21 protein-coding genes are annotated in these 19,241 nt (G+C 66.0%); 12 read left to right on the forward strand and 9 right to left on the reverse strand.

Translation table 11 applies throughout. The features are described from left to right. From E3O22_RS15810 to E3O22_RS04135, 4 genes are all read left to right on the forward strand, one after another. Positions 1-192: hypothetical protein (locus tag E3O22_RS15810; RefSeq protein ID WP_166784548.1), on the forward strand; the 192-nt coding region annotated here is incomplete at its 5' end. Next, positions 192-737 (forward strand): HNH endonuclease signature motif containing protein, encoded by a 546-nt coding sequence (locus E3O22_RS04125; protein WP_134395308.1) that lies wholly within the window; start codon positions 192-194, stop codon positions 735-737. The genes E3O22_RS15810 and E3O22_RS04125, both read left to right, overlap by 1 nt. Further along, on the forward strand, positions 734-2,062 hold the full coding sequence (locus tag E3O22_RS04130) for a hypothetical protein (protein ID WP_134395309.1): 1,329 nt from the start codon (positions 734-736) through the stop codon (positions 2,060-2,062). The genes E3O22_RS04125 and E3O22_RS04130 overlap by 4 nt, the downstream gene beginning before the upstream one ends. A gap of 616 nt (positions 2,063-2,678) precedes the next feature. Further along, entirely contained in the window at positions 2,679-3,254 is a 576-nt protein-coding gene (locus tag E3O22_RS04135) for a hypothetical protein (protein WP_241976505.1), read from the forward strand. Positions 3,255-3,421: 167 nt separating this feature from the next. Here the strand turns inward: E3O22_RS04135 and E3O22_RS04140 are convergent, their stop codons facing one another. Then, positions 3,422-4,825: a recombinase family protein gene (locus E3O22_RS04140; RefSeq protein ID WP_134395311.1), complete on the reverse strand. Its 1,404-nt coding sequence runs from the start codon at positions 4,823-4,825 to the stop codon at positions 3,422-3,424. A gap of 32 nt (positions 4,826-4,857) precedes the next feature. Between E3O22_RS04140 and E3O22_RS04145 the strand changes: the two genes are divergently transcribed. From E3O22_RS04145 to E3O22_RS04155, 3 genes are all read left to right on the forward strand, one after another. Then, positions 4,858-5,052, forward strand: coding sequence for a hypothetical protein (locus E3O22_RS04145; protein ID WP_134395312.1), 195 nt, complete (start codon positions 4,858-4,860; stop codon positions 5,050-5,052). 136 nt (positions 5,053-5,188) lie between these two features. After that, the gene (gtfA, locus tag E3O22_RS04150) at positions 5,189-6,679 is read left to right on the forward strand and encodes a sucrose phosphorylase (protein WP_134395313.1); all 1,491 of its coding nucleotides are present in this window, start codon (positions 5,189-5,191) and stop codon (positions 6,677-6,679) included. Positions 6,680-6,715: 36 nt separating this feature from the next. Beyond that, positions 6,716-7,690, forward strand: a complete 975-nt coding sequence (locus tag E3O22_RS04155) for a magnesium transporter CorA family protein (RefSeq protein ID WP_134395314.1) — start codon at positions 6,716-6,718, stop codon at positions 7,688-7,690. A gap of 19 nt (positions 7,691-7,709) precedes the next feature. Here E3O22_RS04155 and E3O22_RS04160 read toward each other — a convergent pair whose 3' ends face one another. Continuing rightward, on the reverse strand, positions 7,710-7,883 hold the full coding sequence (locus E3O22_RS04160; RefSeq protein ID WP_104195005.1) for a CsbD family protein: 174 nt from the start codon (positions 7,881-7,883) through the stop codon (positions 7,710-7,712). Next, positions 7,880-8,071, reverse strand: a complete 192-nt coding sequence (locus tag E3O22_RS04165; protein ID WP_134395315.1) for a hypothetical protein — start codon at positions 8,069-8,071, stop codon at positions 7,880-7,882. The genes E3O22_RS04160 and E3O22_RS04165 overlap by 4 nt, the downstream gene beginning before the upstream one ends. A gap of 123 nt (positions 8,072-8,194) precedes the next feature. Between E3O22_RS04165 and E3O22_RS04170 the strand changes: the two genes are divergently transcribed. From E3O22_RS04170 to E3O22_RS04185, 4 genes are all read left to right on the forward strand, one after another. Then, positions 8,195-8,773, forward strand: coding sequence for an RNA polymerase sigma factor (locus E3O22_RS04170; protein ID WP_134395390.1), 579 nt, complete (start codon positions 8,195-8,197; stop codon positions 8,771-8,773). Continuing rightward, the gene (locus tag E3O22_RS04175) at positions 8,770-9,366 is read left to right on the forward strand and encodes an Asp23/Gls24 family envelope stress response protein (RefSeq protein ID WP_241976507.1); all 597 of its coding nucleotides are present in this window, start codon (positions 8,770-8,772) and stop codon (positions 9,364-9,366) included. The genes E3O22_RS04170 and E3O22_RS04175 overlap by 4 nt, the downstream gene beginning before the upstream one ends. Continuing rightward, positions 9,359-9,739: a hypothetical protein gene (locus E3O22_RS04180; protein ID WP_134395317.1), complete on the forward strand. Its 381-nt coding sequence runs from the start codon at positions 9,359-9,361 to the stop codon at positions 9,737-9,739. The genes E3O22_RS04175 and E3O22_RS04180 overlap by 8 nt, the downstream gene beginning before the upstream one ends. Positions 9,740-9,836: 97 nt before the next feature. Then, positions 9,837-10,310 (forward strand): Dps family protein, encoded by a 474-nt coding sequence (locus E3O22_RS04185; RefSeq protein ID WP_104102258.1) that lies wholly within the window; start codon positions 9,837-9,839, stop codon positions 10,308-10,310. A gap of 15 nt (positions 10,311-10,325) precedes the next feature. Here the strand turns inward: E3O22_RS04185 and E3O22_RS04190 are convergent, their stop codons facing one another. The 3 genes from E3O22_RS04190 to E3O22_RS04200 are packed head-to-tail and all read right to left on the reverse strand — an operon-like array spanning position 10,326 to position 14,138. Next, positions 10,326-10,616, reverse strand: coding sequence for a hypothetical protein (locus tag E3O22_RS04190; RefSeq protein WP_134395318.1), 291 nt, complete (start codon positions 10,614-10,616; stop codon positions 10,326-10,328). Beyond that, positions 10,591-13,473 carry a bifunctional diguanylate cyclase/phosphodiesterase gene (locus E3O22_RS04195; RefSeq protein WP_134395319.1) on the reverse strand — a complete coding sequence of 961 codons (2,883 nt, stop codon included), beginning with the start codon at positions 13,471-13,473 and terminating at the stop codon, positions 10,591-10,593. The genes E3O22_RS04190 and E3O22_RS04195 overlap by 26 nt, the downstream gene beginning before the upstream one ends. A gap of 47 nt (positions 13,474-13,520) precedes the next feature. Beyond that, a complete protein-coding gene (locus E3O22_RS04200; protein ID WP_134395320.1) occupies positions 13,521-14,138 on the reverse strand; it encodes a hypothetical protein in 618 nt (205 codons plus the stop codon). A gap of 91 nt (positions 14,139-14,229) precedes the next feature. On the opposite strand from E3O22_RS04200, the gene E3O22_RS04205 reads away from it, so the two are divergent. Continuing rightward, entirely contained in the window at positions 14,230-15,120 is an 891-nt protein-coding gene (locus tag E3O22_RS04205) for a hypothetical protein (RefSeq protein WP_134395321.1), read from the forward strand. A 363-nt stretch (positions 15,121-15,483) separates the two neighbouring features. Here E3O22_RS04205 and E3O22_RS04210 read toward each other — a convergent pair whose 3' ends face one another. From E3O22_RS04210 to E3O22_RS04215, 3 genes are all read right to left on the reverse strand, one after another. Continuing rightward, complete coding sequence (locus E3O22_RS04210) at positions 15,484-16,929, reverse strand: rhamnulokinase family protein (RefSeq protein WP_134395391.1); 1,446 nt, start codon at positions 16,927-16,929, stop codon at positions 15,484-15,486. A gap of 62 nt (positions 16,930-16,991) precedes the next feature. Next, the gene (locus tag E3O22_RS15815; protein ID WP_166784549.1) at positions 16,992-17,135 is read right to left on the reverse strand and encodes a hypothetical protein; all 144 of its coding nucleotides are present in this window, start codon (positions 17,133-17,135) and stop codon (positions 16,992-16,994) included. Further along, positions 17,132-19,168 carry a bifunctional aldolase/short-chain dehydrogenase gene (locus E3O22_RS04215; RefSeq protein ID WP_134395322.1) on the reverse strand — a complete coding sequence of 679 codons (2,037 nt, stop codon included), beginning with the start codon at positions 19,166-19,168 and terminating at the stop codon, positions 17,132-17,134. The genes E3O22_RS15815 and E3O22_RS04215 overlap by 4 nt, the downstream gene beginning before the upstream one ends. Positions 19,169-19,241 lie beyond the last annotated feature (73 nt).

The following is a 19,241-nucleotide window of genomic DNA, read 5'->3' on the forward strand; positions in this document are numbered from 1 at the left end:
GTCGCCTCGGCCACCGGCACCAGCTCCGAAACCCCGGTGCCGGCGTCGGCGGATGAGATCCGGTTGCAGGGTGCGGTCTGGAGGGCCGTGCTCGCACCCGACGAGTCCCGGCCCAACGACCACGCCCTGATGGTGCGCGGGATCCGGCTCGGCCGCGAACGCGACGGCATCGTGCCGGTCTCGGGGCGTTGATGCCCGAGATCGCGGGCAAGCTGCACCGCCTCTTCGACGCGTACCTGTCGCCGAAGAGCGCCCCGGTCGCCTTCCACACCGCGGAAGAAGCCGACGCCGAGCGGGAGCAGGCGCCGCTCGAACGCGACGACCGTACGCCCGACCAGCGGCGCCACGACGTGCTCGCCGTGATCCTCGACGTCGCCTCCCGGGCCGGGGAGGCCCCGACCATCGACGGCGTCGACACCCCGATCTCGATCAGCGCCGTCACAGACCTGATCAGCACCGGCGGACAACAGAAAGTCGTCATCACCGACGAGGGCCGCATCATCGCCCTCGGCTCACCCGAACGGTGCTTCACCGCCGCGCAACGCCGGACGATCCAACTCCGCGACGGCGCCTGCATCATCCCGGGCTGCAAAATCCCGGCCGGGATGGCCGAGATCCACCACGCGATCCCGCACTCCGAGAGCGGACCGACGCACACCGACAACGGCACAAGTTGCAAATACGACCCCTCGAATTGCACAGCGCACTGCAGTCAGCGCGATAGCGTTCGACTGTGACCATAGACATAGTTCAAACCACCGAGGTGTTCGTGCCGGGCCGTTACCCAGAGCACACGTACAACTCCCGCTCCGACCACCAACTTGAGCAGAAACTGCTCGAGTACGTGCGCGAACGCGGATCGATTCTCACCCTTGTCGGTCCAACGAAGACCGGCAAGACGGTTCTCCTGGAGCGCGTTATCGACAATCCCATTTGGGTTGACGGTCAAGGTCTCGACGACTTGGACACCTTCTGGTCGATAATCGGCGATGAACTAGGTCTCCACGTTCAGATCGGGGTCGAGAAAGAAAAGAACACAGCTGCGACTGCTGTTGCGAGGGTTAGTGGTGGTCTGCCCTTCCTAGTCAACGCAGAGGGCGGTGGAGATTTCACGGCCGGTAGTAGTGAATTGACACAGACGGTTACGGTGCGGTCGCTGGCCGCTGGGGTGAAGAAGGCGCTGCTAGCGTCGGGGCGAACGCTGGTTGTGGACGACTTCCACTTCATCACTCGCCCAGTTCAGACCGAGATCGTCCGAGCTGTGAAGCCGCTCGTTTACAAGGGCCTGCCTGCTATTTTCACTGCAATCTCTCACAGAGTGAATGACTCTACATCCGTGGTCGAAGACATGATCGGCAGGGTGGACCCCTTCGAAATTGAGCTGTGGGACGTTGATGAGCTTCTGGTCATCGCTGCCAAGGGTTTCCCGCTCCTCAACGCGGTGGACGAGGACTTTTCTATTGCCAAAAGGCTTGCCCAGATGAGCTTCGGTAGCCCTCATATCATGCAGCGACTGTGTCGAGAACTGTGCAAGGTCAATGACTTGCACGAAACATCGCCCATTTCCAAGCGCCTCCAGCCACCGCCTGACTGGGACCTGTTCTTCACCGCACACGTCGACGCCACGATGGGGAGTTGGTTCAAGAGACTCCTTAGCGGTCCGGAGGAGGGAAGCAAGAAGCGGACAAGTTGGACGCTGAAGAATGGCGTGATCGTGGACGGGTATGGCCTTGTACTGGCGGCACTTGCCGCAACCGGTCCCAAACTTTCATTATCCAAAGAGGAAGTCGGACGATCAGTTGGAGAAGTGCTGGAGGGTACGGCCGCGCCCGCTCCTCACCAGAATACGCGCGTTCTCCTTCAGATGAGCCGTATCGCGCTTACAAGGCTTTCTGAGCCAGCGCCCACAGAAGAAGAACTGGACGGTGACGATGGAACTCTTGCCGGTGGGGTCCAACCGGTTCTCGAGTATGTCGAGGATGGGCCCAACTCTGTTCTCCACATAGCCGATCCCTTCTTTGCCTACTACCTCCGCTGGGGAAGCGCGAGACATCTTGCCTGAGGTGGCGAAGCCACCTCACTTCACTTGAATAAGCAACATAACTCGGGAGCCCGGTAGGGCGATCGAGGGCAAGGAATTGGTCGCGCGAAGCGCGGCCTATTCCGCGGCAGCCGTGTTTTGCCTGTGAACTAATGACAGGCGTGTAACTCGTGCTGTAGACATGACTCGCTACCAAGTTTCCGAAGGCCGCATCCGGCCTGGTGGCAATGGGCCGCAAGATACGGGTCCGCGAGTCGAAGCCAGAAAAGGCCGGAGTCGGATCGCAGCCGGGTGTCTAAGGCCATGCTCGGTGGAAAACCGGGAGCTGATCCTCGGCGAACCGCTCGTGCGGTCCCTGTGTGGCCCTTCCATTGAGTGGGTGCTCGCCTCCTGGGGAATCAGTGATCCCGTTGCTTTCGATCACTAGGCCGTCATGTCTCTTGCACCTTGCCCACCTTCTCTACGCCCTCTCGCCCGCCCGGACTCGGGCTGGACTTTTTCGCTCTATCCCGAAGCCAGCGAGGGCGGTGGCACTTTCCACGGCTCAACGCGCCGGACACCCTCATACGTATCACGTGGTTTCGCTGTCGATCCTGAACGTTCGGCATCGGAGGCAGGGCGTCGTGCGCGTGCATCTTTGCGCCGCTACTGCGCTGCGAATCGTCTCAATCGGCTCGGCACGCTGACCTTCGCTGGTGAGGGTTGCCATGATCCAGCCTTGTTACGTTTCCACCTGGGCGAGTTCTTCCGCTCGCTTCGCACGTCACTGGGCGGCAAGCCGCTGCCGTATGTGTGGGTTCCGGAGTGGCACAAGTCCGGTCACGGTCTGCATGCGCACTTCGCGGTTGGTCGATACATCAAGCGATCGTTGATCGAATCCGCCTGGGGCCACGGTTTCGTGCACATCAAGTTGCTTGGGGATCTACCGGTCGGCTCTGGGCCACTCTCCGAGGCACGGCGCGCTGCTGGGTACTTGTCGAAGTATGTGGCTAAGACCTTCACCGACTTGGATGCCCGCGTACTGGGCCTGCATCGGTATGACGTGGCTCAGGGCTTCAAACCGGAAGTGCTGTCGTTGTCGGGCACATCTGCGGGCGATGTCCTGGAACAGGCGTCAGACTTGTTTTCGTCTGCTCCGGTTCATCAGTGGTCGTCGGCGGAGAATGAAGACTGGAAGGGTCCGCCCGCTGTCTGGGCGCAGTGGGGTCGATGATGGCTATCGACCGGGCTGTCGTGCGGGTGTGGCTTGAGGCTTCCTGTGTGGCTCAAGGCGTGCCCGTAGGGGTGACTAATCCTGCTGTGGTTGCCTTGGTTGGCGTGCTGCTGAGGGGCGGTGTGCAGCCGGACGAGCGCGCAGCGCCGGACGCTGCGCGCCGTGCCTCATAGCTGCCAGCTGGGAACGACACGGGAAGGGTCTACCGTCCGTGCGCCTAGGACACCGGGAAGAATAGTCGCGTAGTCCAGCACCGCTCGAACAATGGCGACCTGACGGTCGAGGTTCAAGGCGTCCCAACCCGCCGCCAGTTCCTCACCATGGCCGACAAGACCATCAAGGGCGTGCGTGCCAGTGATCTGATCGAGTTGACGTTGGGCGTTCTCGACTCTCGCTTCGAGGGGCGTGCGCGCGGCCCTCAATTCGGGCCGGGAGATTTCACCCGCCGCCCACATCTCCATTAGCTCGGTCATCTTGGACTGTGCAGTCTGCAGCTCGGCTAAGAGTGCAGATTGGCGTTCGTCCGCTGCCGCGCGCCCGGACAAGGTGTCGCCCATGACTGGTGTGTCCAGCCGCATCAGCACGGCGGTGGAGATTAGTTCCTCCACTGGTTGCGCCACCACGGTGAGTCGACCGCAGCCCCGGTGATCCGGGCCGGACAAGCATACGTATCGGCGGCGGTCCTCTCGGGCTGCGCTGTAGAGCGGGGAACCGCACTTCCCACAGCGCAGCAGCCCGGACAACAGATACCGGCGTGGTGCACGCCTGCCAGAGTTCATCCTGGTTGCGAACATAGCCAGAATCTGATGGTGCTTCGCTTCGCTGACGAGCGCCGGCCACGCGGCCGGCCCCGCTGCCTCGCCGTGATGATCACGCAGACCGGCAATGCGCCCGGACCGGAGAATCCCGCGGAGAGTTGATGTTCGCCAATTCGTCCCGCCCGCTGTGGTGGGGATCTCCTGCTCATTCATCCACGACGCGAGAGATCGTACGGACTCACCCGCAAGAAAGCGGTCGACTACCGCACGCACGATTTCAGCCTCGGATTCTCGGACGGTGAGTTTGTCCTCGTCGTAACCGAAGGGGCGCTGCGCGCCACCGTTGGGCTTGCCCAACTCCACGTTCTGCTGGATCTTGCGATTGATCCGAGCGGACTTTCGGGCCGACTCGTTCGCGGCGACGGCTGCCGTGATTCGGGCGATCAGCATACCGTTGTCGTTACCGAAGTTGATATCCGAGGTGACCGTGGCGAGTTGCTCGACGCCCGCCTTGTCGCAGAGATCGACGAACTGTTCCCACTCCATCGGTCGGCGGGTCAGTCGGTCCTGGTGGTAGGCAATCACTGCGTCGCGGCGGCCCTCGGCGATGTCGGTGAGCATTCGCGCGTACTCCGGGCGCGCCTGGCCTCGATACGCTGAAATATCGTTGTCGACATACTCCTCGGCGATCGTCCAGCCTCTCTCAGCGGCCAGCTTCCGACAGTCCTCAAGTTGGCGTTGCACTCCGAGTCCTTCGCCTGTTTGGTCGGAGGAAATACGTGCGTACACAGCCGCGGCTGTCACTATCTTCATAGAGGTCACATTAGCGTTGCACCGACAACGGGGTGCTGCTCTGCTGGTGGCACCACCGCTACCTCGCCGCCTCCGGCTGGAACATCCGCATGCTGCACGGCGCCGCGCAGATCATGGCACCACCCTGGCTCGAGACCGGGCCCCGCACCCGGCGAAACGCCACCACATCGCGCACCCGGATGACCGACGCGGCCGAACGGAAGACCGTCACTGGGGACGAGGAATGACCGTGTTCTCGACAGGCTCGACCACCGAAAGCTCGGCGGCCCCAGGACCGCCACCGGAATTGCTCTGGTCCACCGGGTGCCGTAACTTCTGAATCGGTGCTGTTCGTTGCCGCGCCGAGTCGAACCGGAGTTGAACATGACCACAATCGAGCTGCTCGTCTACGCCGACCGCCTGGGCGGCACCATCCACAATCTGCAGGCGCTCCTCGACGGCCCGCTGAGGGCCTTCGGCAGCGTGCACGTGCTGCCGTTCTACGTTCCCTTCGACGGCGCGGATGCCGGCTTCGACCCGATCGACCACGCCGCGGTCGATGCCCGCCTGGGCACCTGGGACGACATGCGCAGCCTCGCCGGCACGCGCGGGCTCACCGCGGACCTCATCGTCAACCACGTCTCCTCCTCGTCGGTCGAGTTCATCGACTGGCTGGCCCACGGCACCGCCTCCACCTCCGAGGGCATGTTCCTCACCTTCGACACCGTGTTCCCGAACGGCGGCACCGAGAAGGACATCACGGCGTTCTACCGGCCGCGACCTGGACTCCCCTTCACCGCCTTCCAGGGCGCCGACGGTAGCCGTCACCTCGTCTGGACGACCTTCATGCCCACCCAGGTCGACCTGGACGTGAACCACCCCGCGGCCCTCGCCTATCTGCGTCGGGTGTTGCAGACGCTGGCCGCCGGCGGCGTCACAACGGTGCGCCTCGACGCCGTCGGCTACGCCGTGAAGACCCCCGGAACCGATAGCTTCATGACCGAGCAGACCCTCGAGTTCGCCCGCACGGTCGTGGCCATGGCCCACGAGGAGAGCCTCGAGGTGCTGGTCGAGGTGCACGCGCATTACAGCCAGCAGCTCGCGATCGCCCCGCTGGTCGACCGCGTCTACGACTTCGCGCTGGCGCCTCTGCTTCTTCATTCGCTCGGCACCGGAACCGTTGACCGCCTCGCCGACTGGTTCAAGATCCGCCCCGCGAACGCCATCACCGTGCTCGACACTCACGACGGTATCGGCATAATCGACGCGGGGCCGATCGGCGACAAGCCGGGCCTGCTGACCCAGGCCGAGATGATCGACATCTTCGCGCGGGCGGAGCGTGCCACACACGGCCACTCCTCCATCGCATCCGTCGTGCCCGAGTGGTTCACGCTGCCGCACCAGATCAACGCGACGTTCTACAGCGTCCTCGGCGGCGAGGAAGTGCCCTATCTTCTGGCCCGCGCCGTGCAGCACTTCCTGCCCGGCCGACCGCAGGTGTACTACGTGGGACTGCTCGGCGGCCTCGACGACACGGAACTCTTCGAGCGCACCGGCAACGGCCGCGACGTCAACCGCCACGTTTACACGGCGGAGGAGGTCGAACGGGCCCTCGCGACCGACGTGACCCGGGCCCAGCTCGGCCTGACCCGCATCCGCAGCACGCACCCGGCCTTCGACGGCGACTTCTCCTGGACGGCCATCGGTGACGACCGACTCGAACTCCTCTGGACCGGTGCGGACGCCGTCGCGCGACTCACCGTGGCGATGACGCTGGACTCACCGAGCCTCCGCATCGAGCTGACGGATGCCGGACGCACGCAGGTGCTCGACACCGTCACATCCATCGCCGCCTGGGAGCCCCCCGCGCGCTGACCTATTAGATCGGTCGAGATCGGGCTTGACTGGAGTGTGCCCACACCCCGTACCCGCTGCTACCGCGACGGCTCTCTCGTCGACGAGGATTTCCCGCTCAGCGAGGTGTCTGAGCACCTCGCCCTGTCCGGCGCCGTCGTCTGGGTGGACCTCGCCGATCCCGGCGAAGAAGATCTCGCCCACCTCGCGGGCGAGCTGGGCCTGCACGAACTGGCGGTCGAAGACGCCCTGACGCTGCAACAGAGACCCAAGCTCGACCGCTACCCTGACCACCTGTTCCTGTCCGCGTACTCGGCCGAATTCGGTGTGGCGACCGCTCAGGTCACCACGCACGAGATCGCGGCGTTCATCACCGACCGGGCCCTGGTGACCGTGCACACTGGAGCCTTCGACCTGGAGGCCGTCGTGGCCCGCTGGGATTCGGCGTCCGATCTGGCCCGGAACGGAGTGGCCTTCCTCCTGCACGGCCTGCTCGACCACCTCGTCGACGGCTATTTCGACGCCGTCGAAGCACTGGACGACCAAATCGAAGAACTCGAGGACCAACTCTTCCTGCCGGGAACCAAGCAGGAAGCGGTGCAGCGGGCCTCCTTCGAACTGCGCAAGAGTCTCCTGACGTTACGCCGGGTCATCCTTCCCATGCGCGAGGTCGTGAACACGCTGCTGCGGCGCGATCTGCACCTGTTGCGGGACGAGATGGGTCCGTATTTCCAAGACGTGTACGACCATGTGCTGCGCGTCATGGAATGGACGGAGAGCCTGCGTGACCAGGCCACCGCCATTCTTGAGGCGAATCTGGCGATTCAGGGCAACCGGCTCAACGTGATCACGAAGAAGGTGACCGGTTATGCGGCCATCGTCGCCGTGCCCACAGCCATCACGGGCTTCTACGGCCAGAACGTGCCCTACCCCGGCTTCGCCCAGCCGTTGGGCTATTACAGCTCTGCCGCGCTGATCGTGGGGCTATCGGCGCTGCTCTACGTGCTGTTCAAGCGCAACGACTGGATATGACGCTCTTTGCGTGAAGAACTCAGTGCTTGAACGCGTCCTTGACGTTTTCGCCAGCCTTCTTCACACTCGCCGAAGACTGCTCTGCCTTGCCGTCGGCAACCTTGGAATCATCCTTGGTGGCCTTGCCCACGGCCTCAGTGGCCTTGCCCTTGAGGTCTTGGGCGGCGTTCTCGATCTTGTCGGATGCACTCATAGCGTCTTCTTTTTCCAGTGGTGTTGCGTCGGTGGCAGCCAGGCGCGTGTGCCCCAGACGTATGCGGTCGCAGCCGTCGAGTCCCCGGCGTCACCATCATCATCGGCCGGACCGACGAGCAACGCATCGAACGTGGGCATAACGGCGCCGGCGGATATGCTGTCGTCGACGGCGGGTGAGTGGAACATCGGGAGTCCTTCCGGTCTGCGGCTGACAAAGGCTGTCAGTAATACGACGTGGGTTGTGGCACATTTGTCACACGGATTTGTCAAATAACTTTTGGACACGGCGGGTGAAAGGGTGGAGGAATGATGACAACGACCCCGACCCGGGCACCGCTCGCATCTCCGCTTGAGTCATTCACCGACCAGACCCTGGCCGATCGCGCCGCCGACGGGGACATTCGGGCGTTTGAGGTACTCGTGCGTCGCTACGGCCCGCTGATGCGGGTGTATGCCAGCCGGGTCCTCGGATCAAGTGACGAGATGGACGACGTCGTTCAGGAGTCATTCATCACCGCCTGGCAGCAGCTGCCCACCCTCGACAACGGCGCCGCCGTCAGGAGCTGGTTGATGCGGATCGTGAGCCGGAAAAGCGTCGACCGGCTGCGTGCCCGGCGTCCGCACCTCAACATCGATCTCACCGACGCCCCGGCACCGGAGAGGCACTCCCCCCATAGACTGGTAGAGGCGGAGTCTCAAACCGAGGCCCTGACGCGTGTCCTCGGCGATCTGCCGGAGGACCAGCGCCGCTGCTGGATGCTGCGGGAACTCGCGGAATGCAGCTACGGCGAGATCGCGGAGGAACTGGACCTTCCCGTTTCAACGGTTCGTGGGCTTCTCGCCCGAGCTCGGAAGACTCTGCTCCAAGAGATGGAGGAATGGCGATGATGAACCTCTCCGACGAGCTCGCGGGCCACACCTTCGAAGAGCTGAGCGACTACCTCGACCGGGACCGCACCCCGGCTGACCCGAGCATCGACGGCTCCCCCGAGTGCAAGATCGCCCTTCGCGGCATGCAGCGGCTCCGGCGCACGCAGCGTGCCCTGTTCCGGAAGGACGTGGAGCGCGAAGCCGAACGCGAGGACAGCTGGGTCAACTCGATTCTGCAGCACATCAATCTGGAGGCGCGCGCGGGCCGGGACATCCCGATCAGCCACCCCTCCCCCACCGCTCGCCTGAGCGTGACCGAAGGTGCGGTGCGCGGCATTCTGCGTGCCGCCGGTGACGGCGTGCCGAACATCATCGTCGGCCGGTGCCGCCTCGACGGCGAGGTCAGCGAGCCCGGCGCACCCGTCACCGTGCGCGTAGATGCCACGGTTCTGGAGGGCAGGAACATCCCACCGCTCGCCGAGCAGCTCCGGGAGGCGCTTTACACCGCACTTCGCCAGCACACGGAACTCGCCGTCGAGGCCGTCGACATCACCATCGGCGACCTGTACCAACCCGTACCACCGCCGGCGAAAGCGAGCAGCGATGAGTGACGCCCTTGCACCTGAAGCGCCGGCGCCCGACCCCGGGACGCCGGCCCAGCTGACCGCTCAACTCGACGAGGCGGTACTGGCAGTCCCCGGCGTGGATGTGATGTATTCGGCAGCCCCGCTCGTGGCAACCGTGGTCGCCTCGGTGATCGCCACCACCGTCGAAGCCGTGACCGGCAAGCCGCAATCGACCAGCTCCGTCTCCGTCTCCGAGAAAAGGGGCGGCCTGAAGATCGCGGTCAAGATCGGCGTCGCCGCACCCTTCGCGGCCACCGACGTGAGCCGCCGCGTGCACAATGCGATCACGGATCAGCTCGACCAGAACGGCAACCCGGCCGTGACCGAGATCGCGGTCACCGTGGCCCGGATCGACTGACCTGTTTCGCGGTCACTGCGGTTGGCCGCCGGTCCTCACGGGGGCGTCACACCCCGGGTGTGTAGCGTGAATACCCACACGACCTAAGGAGTCACCAGTGAGTCAGATAATCGACATCGGTATCCCGGATCAGCAGCTCGAAAAGATCGTTCACGGCCTGTCCCGGGTGCTGGCGGACTCGTACACCCTGTACCTCAAGACTCACAGCTACCACTGGAACGTCGTTGGCCCCATGTTCCACTCTCTGCACACCATGTTCATGGACGAGTACACCGAGCTGGCGCTGGCCGTCGACGACATCGCCGAGCGCATCCGTGCACTGGGCACCCCGGCGCCGGGCACCTACCGTGAGTTCACCGAGCTCGCCGTCGTGCGCGAGGACACCGACCTGCCGGATGCCCCGGAGATGCTCCGTCGCCTGGTCGCCGCCCACGAGGCCACGGCCCGCACCATCCGGGAGGTACTGCCCCTCGCCGAGGGTGCTCCCGACCAGGTCTCCACCGATCTGCTCGTGCGTCGCCTCGACGTGCACGAAAAGACGGCGTGGATGCTGCGCAGCATGCTGGCCTGAGCCTGCCCACTGCATTCAGCCGCCCAGAGCACGGCCGATCCGATCGATCACCTGGCCGACGAGCGCCTGCTGTTCTCCAACGCTGAATTCGACCCACCAGAGCAGGGCCGCGTCGGCCGCCCTGCTGCAGGCATCGAATTCGCGCTCTGGGAAGAACGGCATCATCGAGGGTGCCGGGGTCATCGCGAGCGATGTGTCCCCGAACGACTGAACCAGTTGGCCGTCCTGCCGGCCGCCGGCGGCCAGGCCGCGCTGAGGCGAGCACGCCTCGATTCGTGCGCTATGCCCCGCGTCGGGCCGCCGCAACCGCGCTTCCAGCCATCGGGTCCCAGGTCGCGCTCGGGCGGCCCAACAGGTAGCCCTGGGCGAGCACGGCGCCGCTGGTGCGGAGACTATCGAGCTGTTCCGTGGTCTCCACCCCCTCGGCGATCACCTCCACGTCGAGCTTCGACGCCAGCGCCAGGATTCCCTGCACGAGGGAGACGGAAGAGGCGTCGGGAAGATCCTGAATGAAGCTGCGGTCGATCTTGATCTGGTCGACGGGAAGGGTGTTGAGCCAGGCCAGGGTCGAGAAGCCGGTGCCGAAATCGTCCAGGGAAATGCGGATGCCCAGGCGGCGCAGTTCCACCAGGCGCTCGACGATGCCGGGGAGGTCGACCAGAGATCTGCTCTCCACCACCTCGAGGGTGAGTCGCTCCGGTGCGAGGTCGTTGCGGTTGAGAGCCGTGCGAACCGTCGACACGAGCCTACGATCCAGAAGGGTGGCGGCGTCGAGGTTGACCGCGACGCCCAGAGGACGAGCGCCCAGCTGCGGCCACTCGACCACGTCCCGGCACGCGGTCGCGATCACCCACAGGTCCATCTCGGTGATGAGGCCGCGTTCCTGCGCCAGCGGCAGGAACGCGCCCGGGGCCAAAACGCCCAGTCGCGGGTGCGCCCAGCGGATGAGGGCTTCCGCGCCCACCACCGTCTCCTCGCCGAAACGGGAGATGTCCACGACAGGTTGGTAGTAGAGCCTCATCTCGTTTGCCTCGACGGCACGGGCCAGCTCGACCAGCAGTGACGTGTCGGTTTCCCCCGGTGATTCCAGGTTCGATGATGCACTACCCGGCACCTCGGTGCGGGCGACGGCGATCTGATTCCGTCCCGTTCTCTTTGCGTCGTACATCCCGGCGTCGGCCGCGTCGAGGAGCTGCTCGCCGCGACCCCCCTGTCCACTGTGCGAGGCAACACCCACACTGGCGGAGATGCGCACGTGCTGGCCGGCCAGGTGGAAAGGCGGATTCAGGCAGCCGACCACTCGGTGGGCCAGCTCGATGGCCGAATCTTCGCCGTCGAGATCGGTGACCAGCACCGCGAACTCGTCGCCACCGAGGCGGCCGACAATGTCATTGGTTCGAACCTCGGCGCGCAGGCGAGCCGCGACCTGCCGCAGCAGCTCGTCCCCGACGCGATGGCCCAGCCGGTCATTGACGCGTTTGAAGTTGTCGAGGTCGCAGAACAGCACCGCCGTTCGGCTGTGAGGCTGGCACTCTGCCAGCGCGGTGTCGAGCAGCAGCGCGAACAGCGCTCGGTTGGGCAAGCCCGTCAGGGCATCGTGCTGGGATTGGTGCCTCACAGTCTCAAGCAGCCGGGCCCTTTGCATGGCCGTTTCTCCCTGGTGGCTGACACCTTCGATCAGGGTGATGGCCTCCGCCAGGACCTCGGCCGCGACGGGGGCAACCCAGCTGGCCGTCGCGACGCCCATCAACATATCCCCGGCGAGAAGGGGGACGGCGACAACGTTGTGTGAACCGATGGCACGGAGCAGTTCCGCCAGGGCCGGGCTGGCGTCGTCAGCCGTGATCAGAACGCGTTCCTGCCGCCTGAGAAGGCCGAGAAGCTCCGGCGTCTGCTCCACAGTCAGCGTCGTACGCATGAAGAATTCGCGATCGGCAGGCTCGAAACCGACGGCTGAGGCAGGGCGAAGCTCACCAAGGTCGGCGTCCCAGAGGAGAACGGATGCCGCGTCACTGCCGACGATCGCCGCCAGTGCCGACGCGATGACTTCCGCGATCGCCTCGACGCTGTCGCTGATCGCCAGTTGGTGGGCGAGGTTGAGCAGTGCGGCCGTGCGAACTCCCTCCCGGCGGGATTCCTCGAGCGCCGTGAACAGGTCCAGGGCCGCGGCCGCGTGTCCGGCGTAGGCCTCGAGCAGGGCCCGATCTCCTAGCATCGCGGTGTGTCCTTCCGTGAACACGGCGGCCAGATGCCCGTGGATCCTGCGATTGGAGGCGATGTCGACGACCAGCGCGCGCTCGCCCAGTTGCTCGCCGCGCAGCATCCGTGCCACGAGATCGGCGCCACGTTCGTCGCCAAGCCCTCGGTGGCGGACCAGCGGCGCGCCGCCCCCGGCAGGTTCGACGATGAGGAGGTACGACGGCGCGAGCACGGCGGAGGCGGCGCGATCGACGATTCGGGCGAGCACCTCGTCGACATCGTCGCTGCTAACGAGGTCAGCCGCGGCCAGTTGCACCTCCCGCACCTTGTCGCGCAGTACGCCGAGGGATGCGTCGACCCAGCGACTCCGCGTGCGCCACGACCACCAACGCACCCGCGTTGACCAGGTCAGCACGTATTCGCACGCCGGGTAGCCGTCCGACTGGCACTGCGGGTGGCTGATGTGGGCAAGGGCGAGGCCGAAGATGACCGGAACGGACGAAAACAGTCCCTGGGCGTATTGGCAGTCGAGTCGGGATGGACGATAGCCGTCGTGGAGGCGATAGCGCACGGTCGCGCTGGTCTTTCCGACCCGCACTGCATCCATCGTCGACGTTGTGGTGAACTTCGGCACCATGCGTGGCAGCTGGCGAAAAATTGCTCCGGGTGAGGCGAACACACTTAGGAGCTGCACCAGCACCGGCTGGACGTCACCGCGGACCGCACCGGTGCCCACGGTGAACATGGTGTTCGGGTCACCGAGCACCGCGGTTGCGGCCTCGAACAGCCGGATGCGGGTGGCGTAGCTGACCCACGCGGACGTGTTCAGGAGAGTCTTTGCATCGTGCTGCACGCCCGCCCGGGCGAGCACCTCGGTGACGGCTCCCTCCCCACCGCGCTCACGGACATGGCGCAGAAGCAGTCCGATCGTCGTGCTCGCGGTCTCGCGCGGCTCTGCATCCATCGTGTCGCACCTCTCAGTTTTCTCTATCGACGGGTTTCGGTGCGGGGTTAGCGGGGAGATCGGTTCAGGACCGCCACCCGCTTGCCGAACACGTCCAGTCGTGTCACCGTGATTACTGCCGTGACACGTGACCTGCGAATGGAGACGCGATGAGCGAACGCTACCCCATCATTTATGTGCGGGGCTTTGCCGGCGGCCAGAATGCCATGGACGATGCGGCGGATAGCCCGTTTTACGGTTTCAACGAGGGCTCGACTCATGTGCGGGTGGGGGCCAGCGGGCAGCCCCGATTCTATCGATACGAGGGTCCGCTGCTGCGACTTGTCAAGGACCAGCAGTACCGGATCGAAGTGGCCGGCAGCCAGCAGAACGTCCTGATCAATGCCGATCCCTGCACGCTGGAACCGGACTCCGTCTGGATCCACCGGTTCTACGACACCGCATCGGGCACATTCGGGGTCGAGCCGCAATCGTTTGACATCGGCCGCGCGGCCAGGGGTCTCGTCGATTTCATCGATCTGGTGCGTGCCAAGACGCGCGGCGAACCACCTGTCTACCTCGTGGCCCACTTCATGAGCGGGCTGATCTGCCGCACCGTCCTGCAGCGCGAACTGGCCGACCCCGCCGAAGCGGTGTCGAAACTCTGCACGATCGGGACCCCGCATGGAGGAATCTCCCCCGAGCTCGGCGGCCCGATCGGGGCTGGCTCATGGACCGGTTCGTGCCGCTGGCGAGCGATATCTTCTCCCCCGGCAGATGCAGGAGTACATGCTGCCGGCCACCCACGACCCTGCCCGGGAAACCGACCCGAAAACGGGCCGGTGGGACCCCCGGCGCATGGTGGGCTCCTTCCCTCCCTCCCGCATCCTCAGCATCGTCGGCACGAATTCGCGGGACTATTCCGTGGCCGCCGGGCTGTCGTCCGCGGTCATGGGCGTGCAGACCGATGGTCTCGTCGCGATCCGCAACGCCTACGTTTACGGGGGCGCGCGGGCCTACATCCATCGCTCCCACTCGGGTCGATACGGCTTGGTCAACTCCGGGGAAACGTACCAGAACCTTTCCCGCTTCCTATTCGGCGGGTTGCGGGTGGAGGTCGCCCTGCACGGGGTGGAGCTCGATCGTAAGGACCGCATCTGGCAGGGCGAGGCGAGGCTGGACATCCGTGGCGTGCCTGCGCTTATTCATGAGCAGACGGCCGATCATTATTGCCCGATCGATCTGAACGCCACGAAGAAGGGCATCGCCGGGCCGCTGTCACCGGTCCCGCTGATGACAATCTTCCTGCAGCCGAAGAACGTGCGTAAGTGCCGCTACGCCCTCGACCTCAAGGTCATCTCACTCAAGGAGACGGGCGGCATCCACGGTTTCGGGGCACACCTTGAGCCGATCGCGGACTGGCAGGACACGCTCATCGTCGACGTCGAGGTGAACGACAAGGGCGCGGCCAGAAGCGTGACCTGGGAGTGGAATAGCACCCTCGCCGGTCGAATCGCCGAACAGGCAGAGCTGCCCCACCAGCTCGACTGGGCACCGGGCAAGTCCAGCGAGGGGCAATGGCAACTGCCGGTTCCCATCGCCCCGATGGGGCAGGCGGTGCTCGGCAGCGACGCGCACCTCCAGCTCAGCATCGGCCTCTGGGCCTGAGCGGCCGCCTCGCGCGATCGAGCCGATCCTGATCACGCATCACCACGCGGACCTCAGCGCGGCGAGTGAACGGTTCGCTCGGCTCACGCCGGAGCACGCCGCGGATTCCGTGTGGTTGCCGCTGCCCACTGACGGACCGTACGGGTCGGTGCTCACCGGCGACACAATTCCCGGGCGCGGGACGACGATCATCGTTCACCGTGACGACGACTGAATTTGGGCGTTCAGCGACGCGTACCTCGCGCACCGACACCCCGGGGCCCGGGACATAGGCGCCCCTGTGCGCCATCCACCCTGGCCCCTTCTCGACCGCGGCGGGCAGTCGGGGCGGCTCCGCCCCGAGGCAGGCAGCACCGGCACACGTCAGGCCGCGGGCCGGTAGCGCCGCGGGGCATACGCCTGGGCGACCAGGGCGCGCAGGCTGTCGAGGCTTCCGGTCACAAGACCCTGGGCACGGGCCTGCACGAGCACGTTCCCGATCGCGGTGGCCTCGACGGGGCCGGCCAGCACGGTCAGCCCCGTTCGGTTCGCGGTGAGCTGGCAGAGCAGGTCGTTCTGCGACCCACCGCCGACGATATGCACCGCACGGACACTCATTCCCGACAGCTCGCTCGCGGCCCGGAGGGTCTCGGCATAGGCAGCCGCGAGGCTCTCGACGATGCTGCGCACGAGTTCGACCGGGGTGCCCGGCACCGGCAAGCCGTGCTCGGCGCAGTAGGAACGGATGCGCGCCGGCATGTCTCCGGGTGCCAGGAAACGGGGGTCGTCCACGGCGAAGACCGTGACCGGGCCGGTCACCTGCGCGGCCTGGGCCAGCAGGAACGGCAGCTCGAACGTGCTGCCCTGCGCCTCCCAGGTGCGCAGCGACTCGCTGAGCAGCCACAAACCCATGACATTGCGCAGGTAGCGCACCCGGCCGTCGACGCCGCCCTCGTTGGTGAAGTTGGCGGCGCGGCTCGCCTCGGTCAGCACCGGCGAGGCCAGTTCGACTCCGACGAGCGACCAGGTGCCCGAGGAGATGAAGGCGTCAGTGTCGCCGGTCATGGGCACGGCCACGATGGCGGATGCTGTGTCGTGCGACCCGACGGCGAGGAGATCCAGGCGCGTGGCCGATCCGATCTCGGCAGCGACATCGGGCAGCAGGGACCCGATCCGCTCCCCCGCGCTGACCAGTCGGGGGAAGATCGACCGGGGCAGGCCCAGCCGCTCGATGAGAGCATCGTCCCAGTCCGCGGCGGCCGAGGCGGCCGTTACCGTGGCCGCCGAGATGGCAGCTGCCGCGACGGTTCGCCCGGCCGCTGCGCGCGACCCGCCCCCGATCCGCAGCAGCCCGGTCGTCGACGCGTTCGTGCGCTCGGCGACCTGCTCCCCCGTCAGCCAGAAGCCGAGCAGGTCCGGGATCAGCAGCATCGTGTCGACGTCGTCGAGGCTGCCGGCCAGACGGTCGGCGGCGAGCTGGTAGAGCGTGTTGAACGGCAGGAATTGGAGGCCGTTGCCGGCGTAGAGGTCGGCCGGAGCGACGAGGTCGTGGGTAGCGTGCACTCCTCCCCCGGTGCGTTCGTCGCGGTAATGGTAAGGGTTGCCAAGCATCCGCCGGCCGCGCAGGAGCGCGTAATCAACCGCCCAGGAATCGATCCCCGCGCTGATCAGCCTCGGCTCCTCCCGAACGGCGGCGTGGAGGCCGACGAGCACGTTGCGGTAGAGCTCGAGAATGTTCCAGTGCAGCCCGTCGATGGTGCGGACCGGGTTGTTCGGAAAGCGTGCCACCGGCCGCAGGCGCAACTCGTTGTGGCCGACACGGCCGAGCATGACCCGGCCGCTCGATGCGCCGAGGTCGATCGCGGCGACCGTGCCCGCGCTGTACCGTGATCTCACCACGAGTTGAGCCCTGCTCTCGGCAGGCCGGCGCCGGCCCGGCCGAGTTCGACGAGTTCGCCGAGTTCGACGGATGCGGTCGAGTTGGCCAGGCGCAACGGTAGGGCTCGACCGGAAGGGTCGGGCTCGGCGGTGCTCATCGCAGGAAGGCGGCGGCGACGCCGGCGTCGACCGGGATGTGCAGTCCGGTTGTGTGGCTGAGGTCGCTCGTGCAGAGCACGAAAACCGCGTTGGCGACGTTCTCGGGCAGCACCTCGCGCTTGAGCAGCGTGCGCTGCGCGTAGTACGTGCCGAGCTCCTCCTCCGGTACGCCGTAGACGGCGGCGCGCTTGGCGCCCCAGCCGCCGGCGAAGATGCCCGAGCCGCGGACGACCCCGTCGGGGTTGATGCCGTTGACCTTCACGCCGTACTCGCCGAGCTCGGCCGCCAGCAGCCGCACCTGGTGCGCCTGGTCGGCCTTGGTCGCGGAGTAGGCGATGTTGTTCGGGCCGGCAAAGACCGAGTTCTTCGAGGAGATATATATGATGTCGCCGCCGAGCTTCTGGTCGATCAGCACGCGGGCCGCCGCCCGGGAAACGAGGAAGGACCCCTTGGCCATCACGTTGTGCTGCAGGTCCCAGTCGGCGACGGTGGTCTCCAACAGCGACTTCGAGAGCGAGAGGCCCGCGTTGTTGACCACGAGGTCGAGCCCGCCGAACCCGAGCAGGGCAGCGTCGACGGATGCCTGCACCTGGCCCTCGTCGGTGACGTCGGCCTGCACCCCGATCGCGACATCCGTCCCACCGATTTCGGCTGCCGCGCCTTGCGCCTTCGTAAGGTCGAGGTCGGCGATCACGACGCAGGCGCCCTCCGCCGCGAGGCGGGTGGCGATGGCCTTGCCGATGCCGGATGCCGCCCCGGTCACCAGGGCGACCCGGCCGGTGAGCGGCTTGGACGCGGGCATCCGCACCAGCTTGGCCTCTTCGAGCGCCCAGTACTCGATCCTGAACTTCTCGGCCTCGTCGATCGGCGCGTAGCTGGAGAGCCCTTCGGCGCCGCGCATCACGTTGATGGCATTGAGGTAGAACTCGCCGGCGACCCGAGCGGTCTGCTTGTTCGCGCCGTAGCTGAACATGCCGACGCCCGGGATGAGCACGATCAGCGGGTCCACGCCGCGGATCGCGGGCGACTCGGCCGCCGCGTTCCGGTCGTAATACGCCTGGTAGTCGGTCCGGTACTGCTCGTGCAACTCCAGAAGGCGAGCGAGGGAGTCGGCGGCGGATGCCGTGGCCGGCAGGTCGAGCAGCAGCGGCTTGACCTTCGTGCGGAGAAAGTGGTCGGGGCAGCTCGTGCCGAGGGCCGCCAGTCGGGGGTGCTCGGCACGGGACAGGAAGTCGAGCACCTCGGGGGCATCCGTGAAGTGGCCGACCTTGGCGGCATCCGTGGACACCAGACCCCGAATCGTCGGGGCGAGGGCCGCCGCCCTGGCGCGGCGCTCTTCGGGCGCGAGCGGGGTGAAGCCGGCCAGTTCCGGGCCGAAAGGCTCGGCCGTGGAGTGATCGGCGATGTACGCGGCGGCGGTCTGGATGATCCAGAGCGAGTTGGCCTCGGCCTCATCGCTGGTCTCTCCCCAGGCGGTGATGCCGTGGCCGCCGAGGATGCAGCCGACGGCCTGCGGGTTGGCATCCTTGATCGCCGCGATGTCGAGGCCGAGCTGGAAGCCCGGCCGGCGCCACGGCACCCACGCCACCCGGTCGCCGAAGATCGTAGACGTGAGAGCCTCGCCGTCGGAAGCGGTCGCGATCGCGATGCCGGAGTCGGGGTGCAGGTGGTCGACGTGCGCCGCATCGACGAGCCCATGCATGGGCGTGTCGATGGAGGGGGCCGCGCCGCCCTTGCCGTGCAGGGTGTAGTCGAGGGCCGCGACCATCTCGTCCTCCCGGTCGAGCCCGGGATAGACACCGGCGAGGGCGCGCATCCGGTCGAGGCGCAGCACGGCCAGGCCCGACTCGGTCAGCGTTCCCAGGTCTCCCCCTGACCCCTTCACCCAGAGCAGCTCGATCCTCTCGCCCGTGACGGGGTCGATCTCGGTGCCCTTGGCGGAGGTGTTACCGCCGGCATAATTCGTGTTGCGAGGGTCGGAGCCGAGCCGGTTGGACCGGGCGATGAGTTCGGCAGCGGTGGGGTTTGTCATTGCGACACTTTCTTTCAAAAATCGGTTCGGTGAGACTCTGGGAGCAACGACTGTCGCCGTTTCGGACAACTGA

This window comes from Cryobacterium sp. TMT2-18-2 (genome assembly GCF_004402245.1).
GTDB lineage: Bacteria > Actinomycetota > Actinomycetes > Actinomycetales > Microbacteriaceae > Cryobacterium > Cryobacterium sandaracinum.

Bases quoted from the DNA above. Each gene is read 5' to 3' on its own strand.
- E3O22_RS04210 (WP_134395391.1), bottom strand. From the start codon at position 16,929: ATGCTCGGCCGTGTCGGCCACAACGAGTTGCGCCTGCGGCCGGTGGCA.
- E3O22_RS04125 (WP_134395308.1), top strand. From the start codon at position 192: ATGCCCGAGATCGCGGGCAAGCTGCACCGCCTCTTCGACGCGTACCTG.
- E3O22_RS04215 (WP_134395322.1), bottom strand. From the start codon at position 19,168: ATGACAAACCCCACCGCTGCCGAACTCATCGCCCGGTCCAACCGGCTC.
- E3O22_RS04160 (WP_104195005.1), bottom strand. From the start codon at position 7,883: ATGAGTGCATCCGACAAGATCGAGAACGCCGCCCAAGACCTCAAGGGC.
- E3O22_RS04175 (WP_241976507.1), top strand. From the start codon at position 8,770: ATGATGAACCTCTCCGACGAGCTCGCGGGCCACACCTTCGAAGAGCTG.
- E3O22_RS04200 (WP_134395320.1), bottom strand. From the start codon at position 14,138: ATGCGGGGTCCCGATCGTGCAGAGTTTCGACACCGCTTCGGCGGGGTC.
- E3O22_RS04180 (WP_134395317.1), top strand. From the start codon at position 9,359: ATGAGTGACGCCCTTGCACCTGAAGCGCCGGCGCCCGACCCCGGGACG.
- E3O22_RS04195 (WP_134395319.1), bottom strand. From the start codon at position 13,473: ATGGATGCAGAGCCGCGCGAGACCGCGAGCACGACGATCGGACTGCTT.
- E3O22_RS15815 (WP_166784549.1), bottom strand. From the start codon at position 17,135: ATGAGCACCGCCGAGCCCGACCCTTCCGGTCGAGCCCTACCGTTGCGC.
- E3O22_RS04165 (WP_134395315.1), bottom strand. From the start codon at position 8,071: ATGTTCCACTCACCCGCCGTCGACGACAGCATATCCGCCGGCGCCGTT.
- E3O22_RS04170 (WP_134395390.1), top strand. From the start codon at position 8,195: ATGACAACGACCCCGACCCGGGCACCGCTCGCATCTCCGCTTGAGTCA.
- E3O22_RS04140 (WP_134395311.1), bottom strand. From the start codon at position 4,825: ATGAAGATAGTGACAGCCGCGGCTGTGTACGCACGTATTTCCTCCGAC.
- gtfA (WP_134395313.1), top strand. From the start codon at position 5,189: ATGACCACAATCGAGCTGCTCGTCTACGCCGACCGCCTGGGCGGCACC.
- E3O22_RS04205 (WP_134395321.1), top strand. From the start codon at position 14,230: ATGCAGGAGTACATGCTGCCGGCCACCCACGACCCTGCCCGGGAAACC.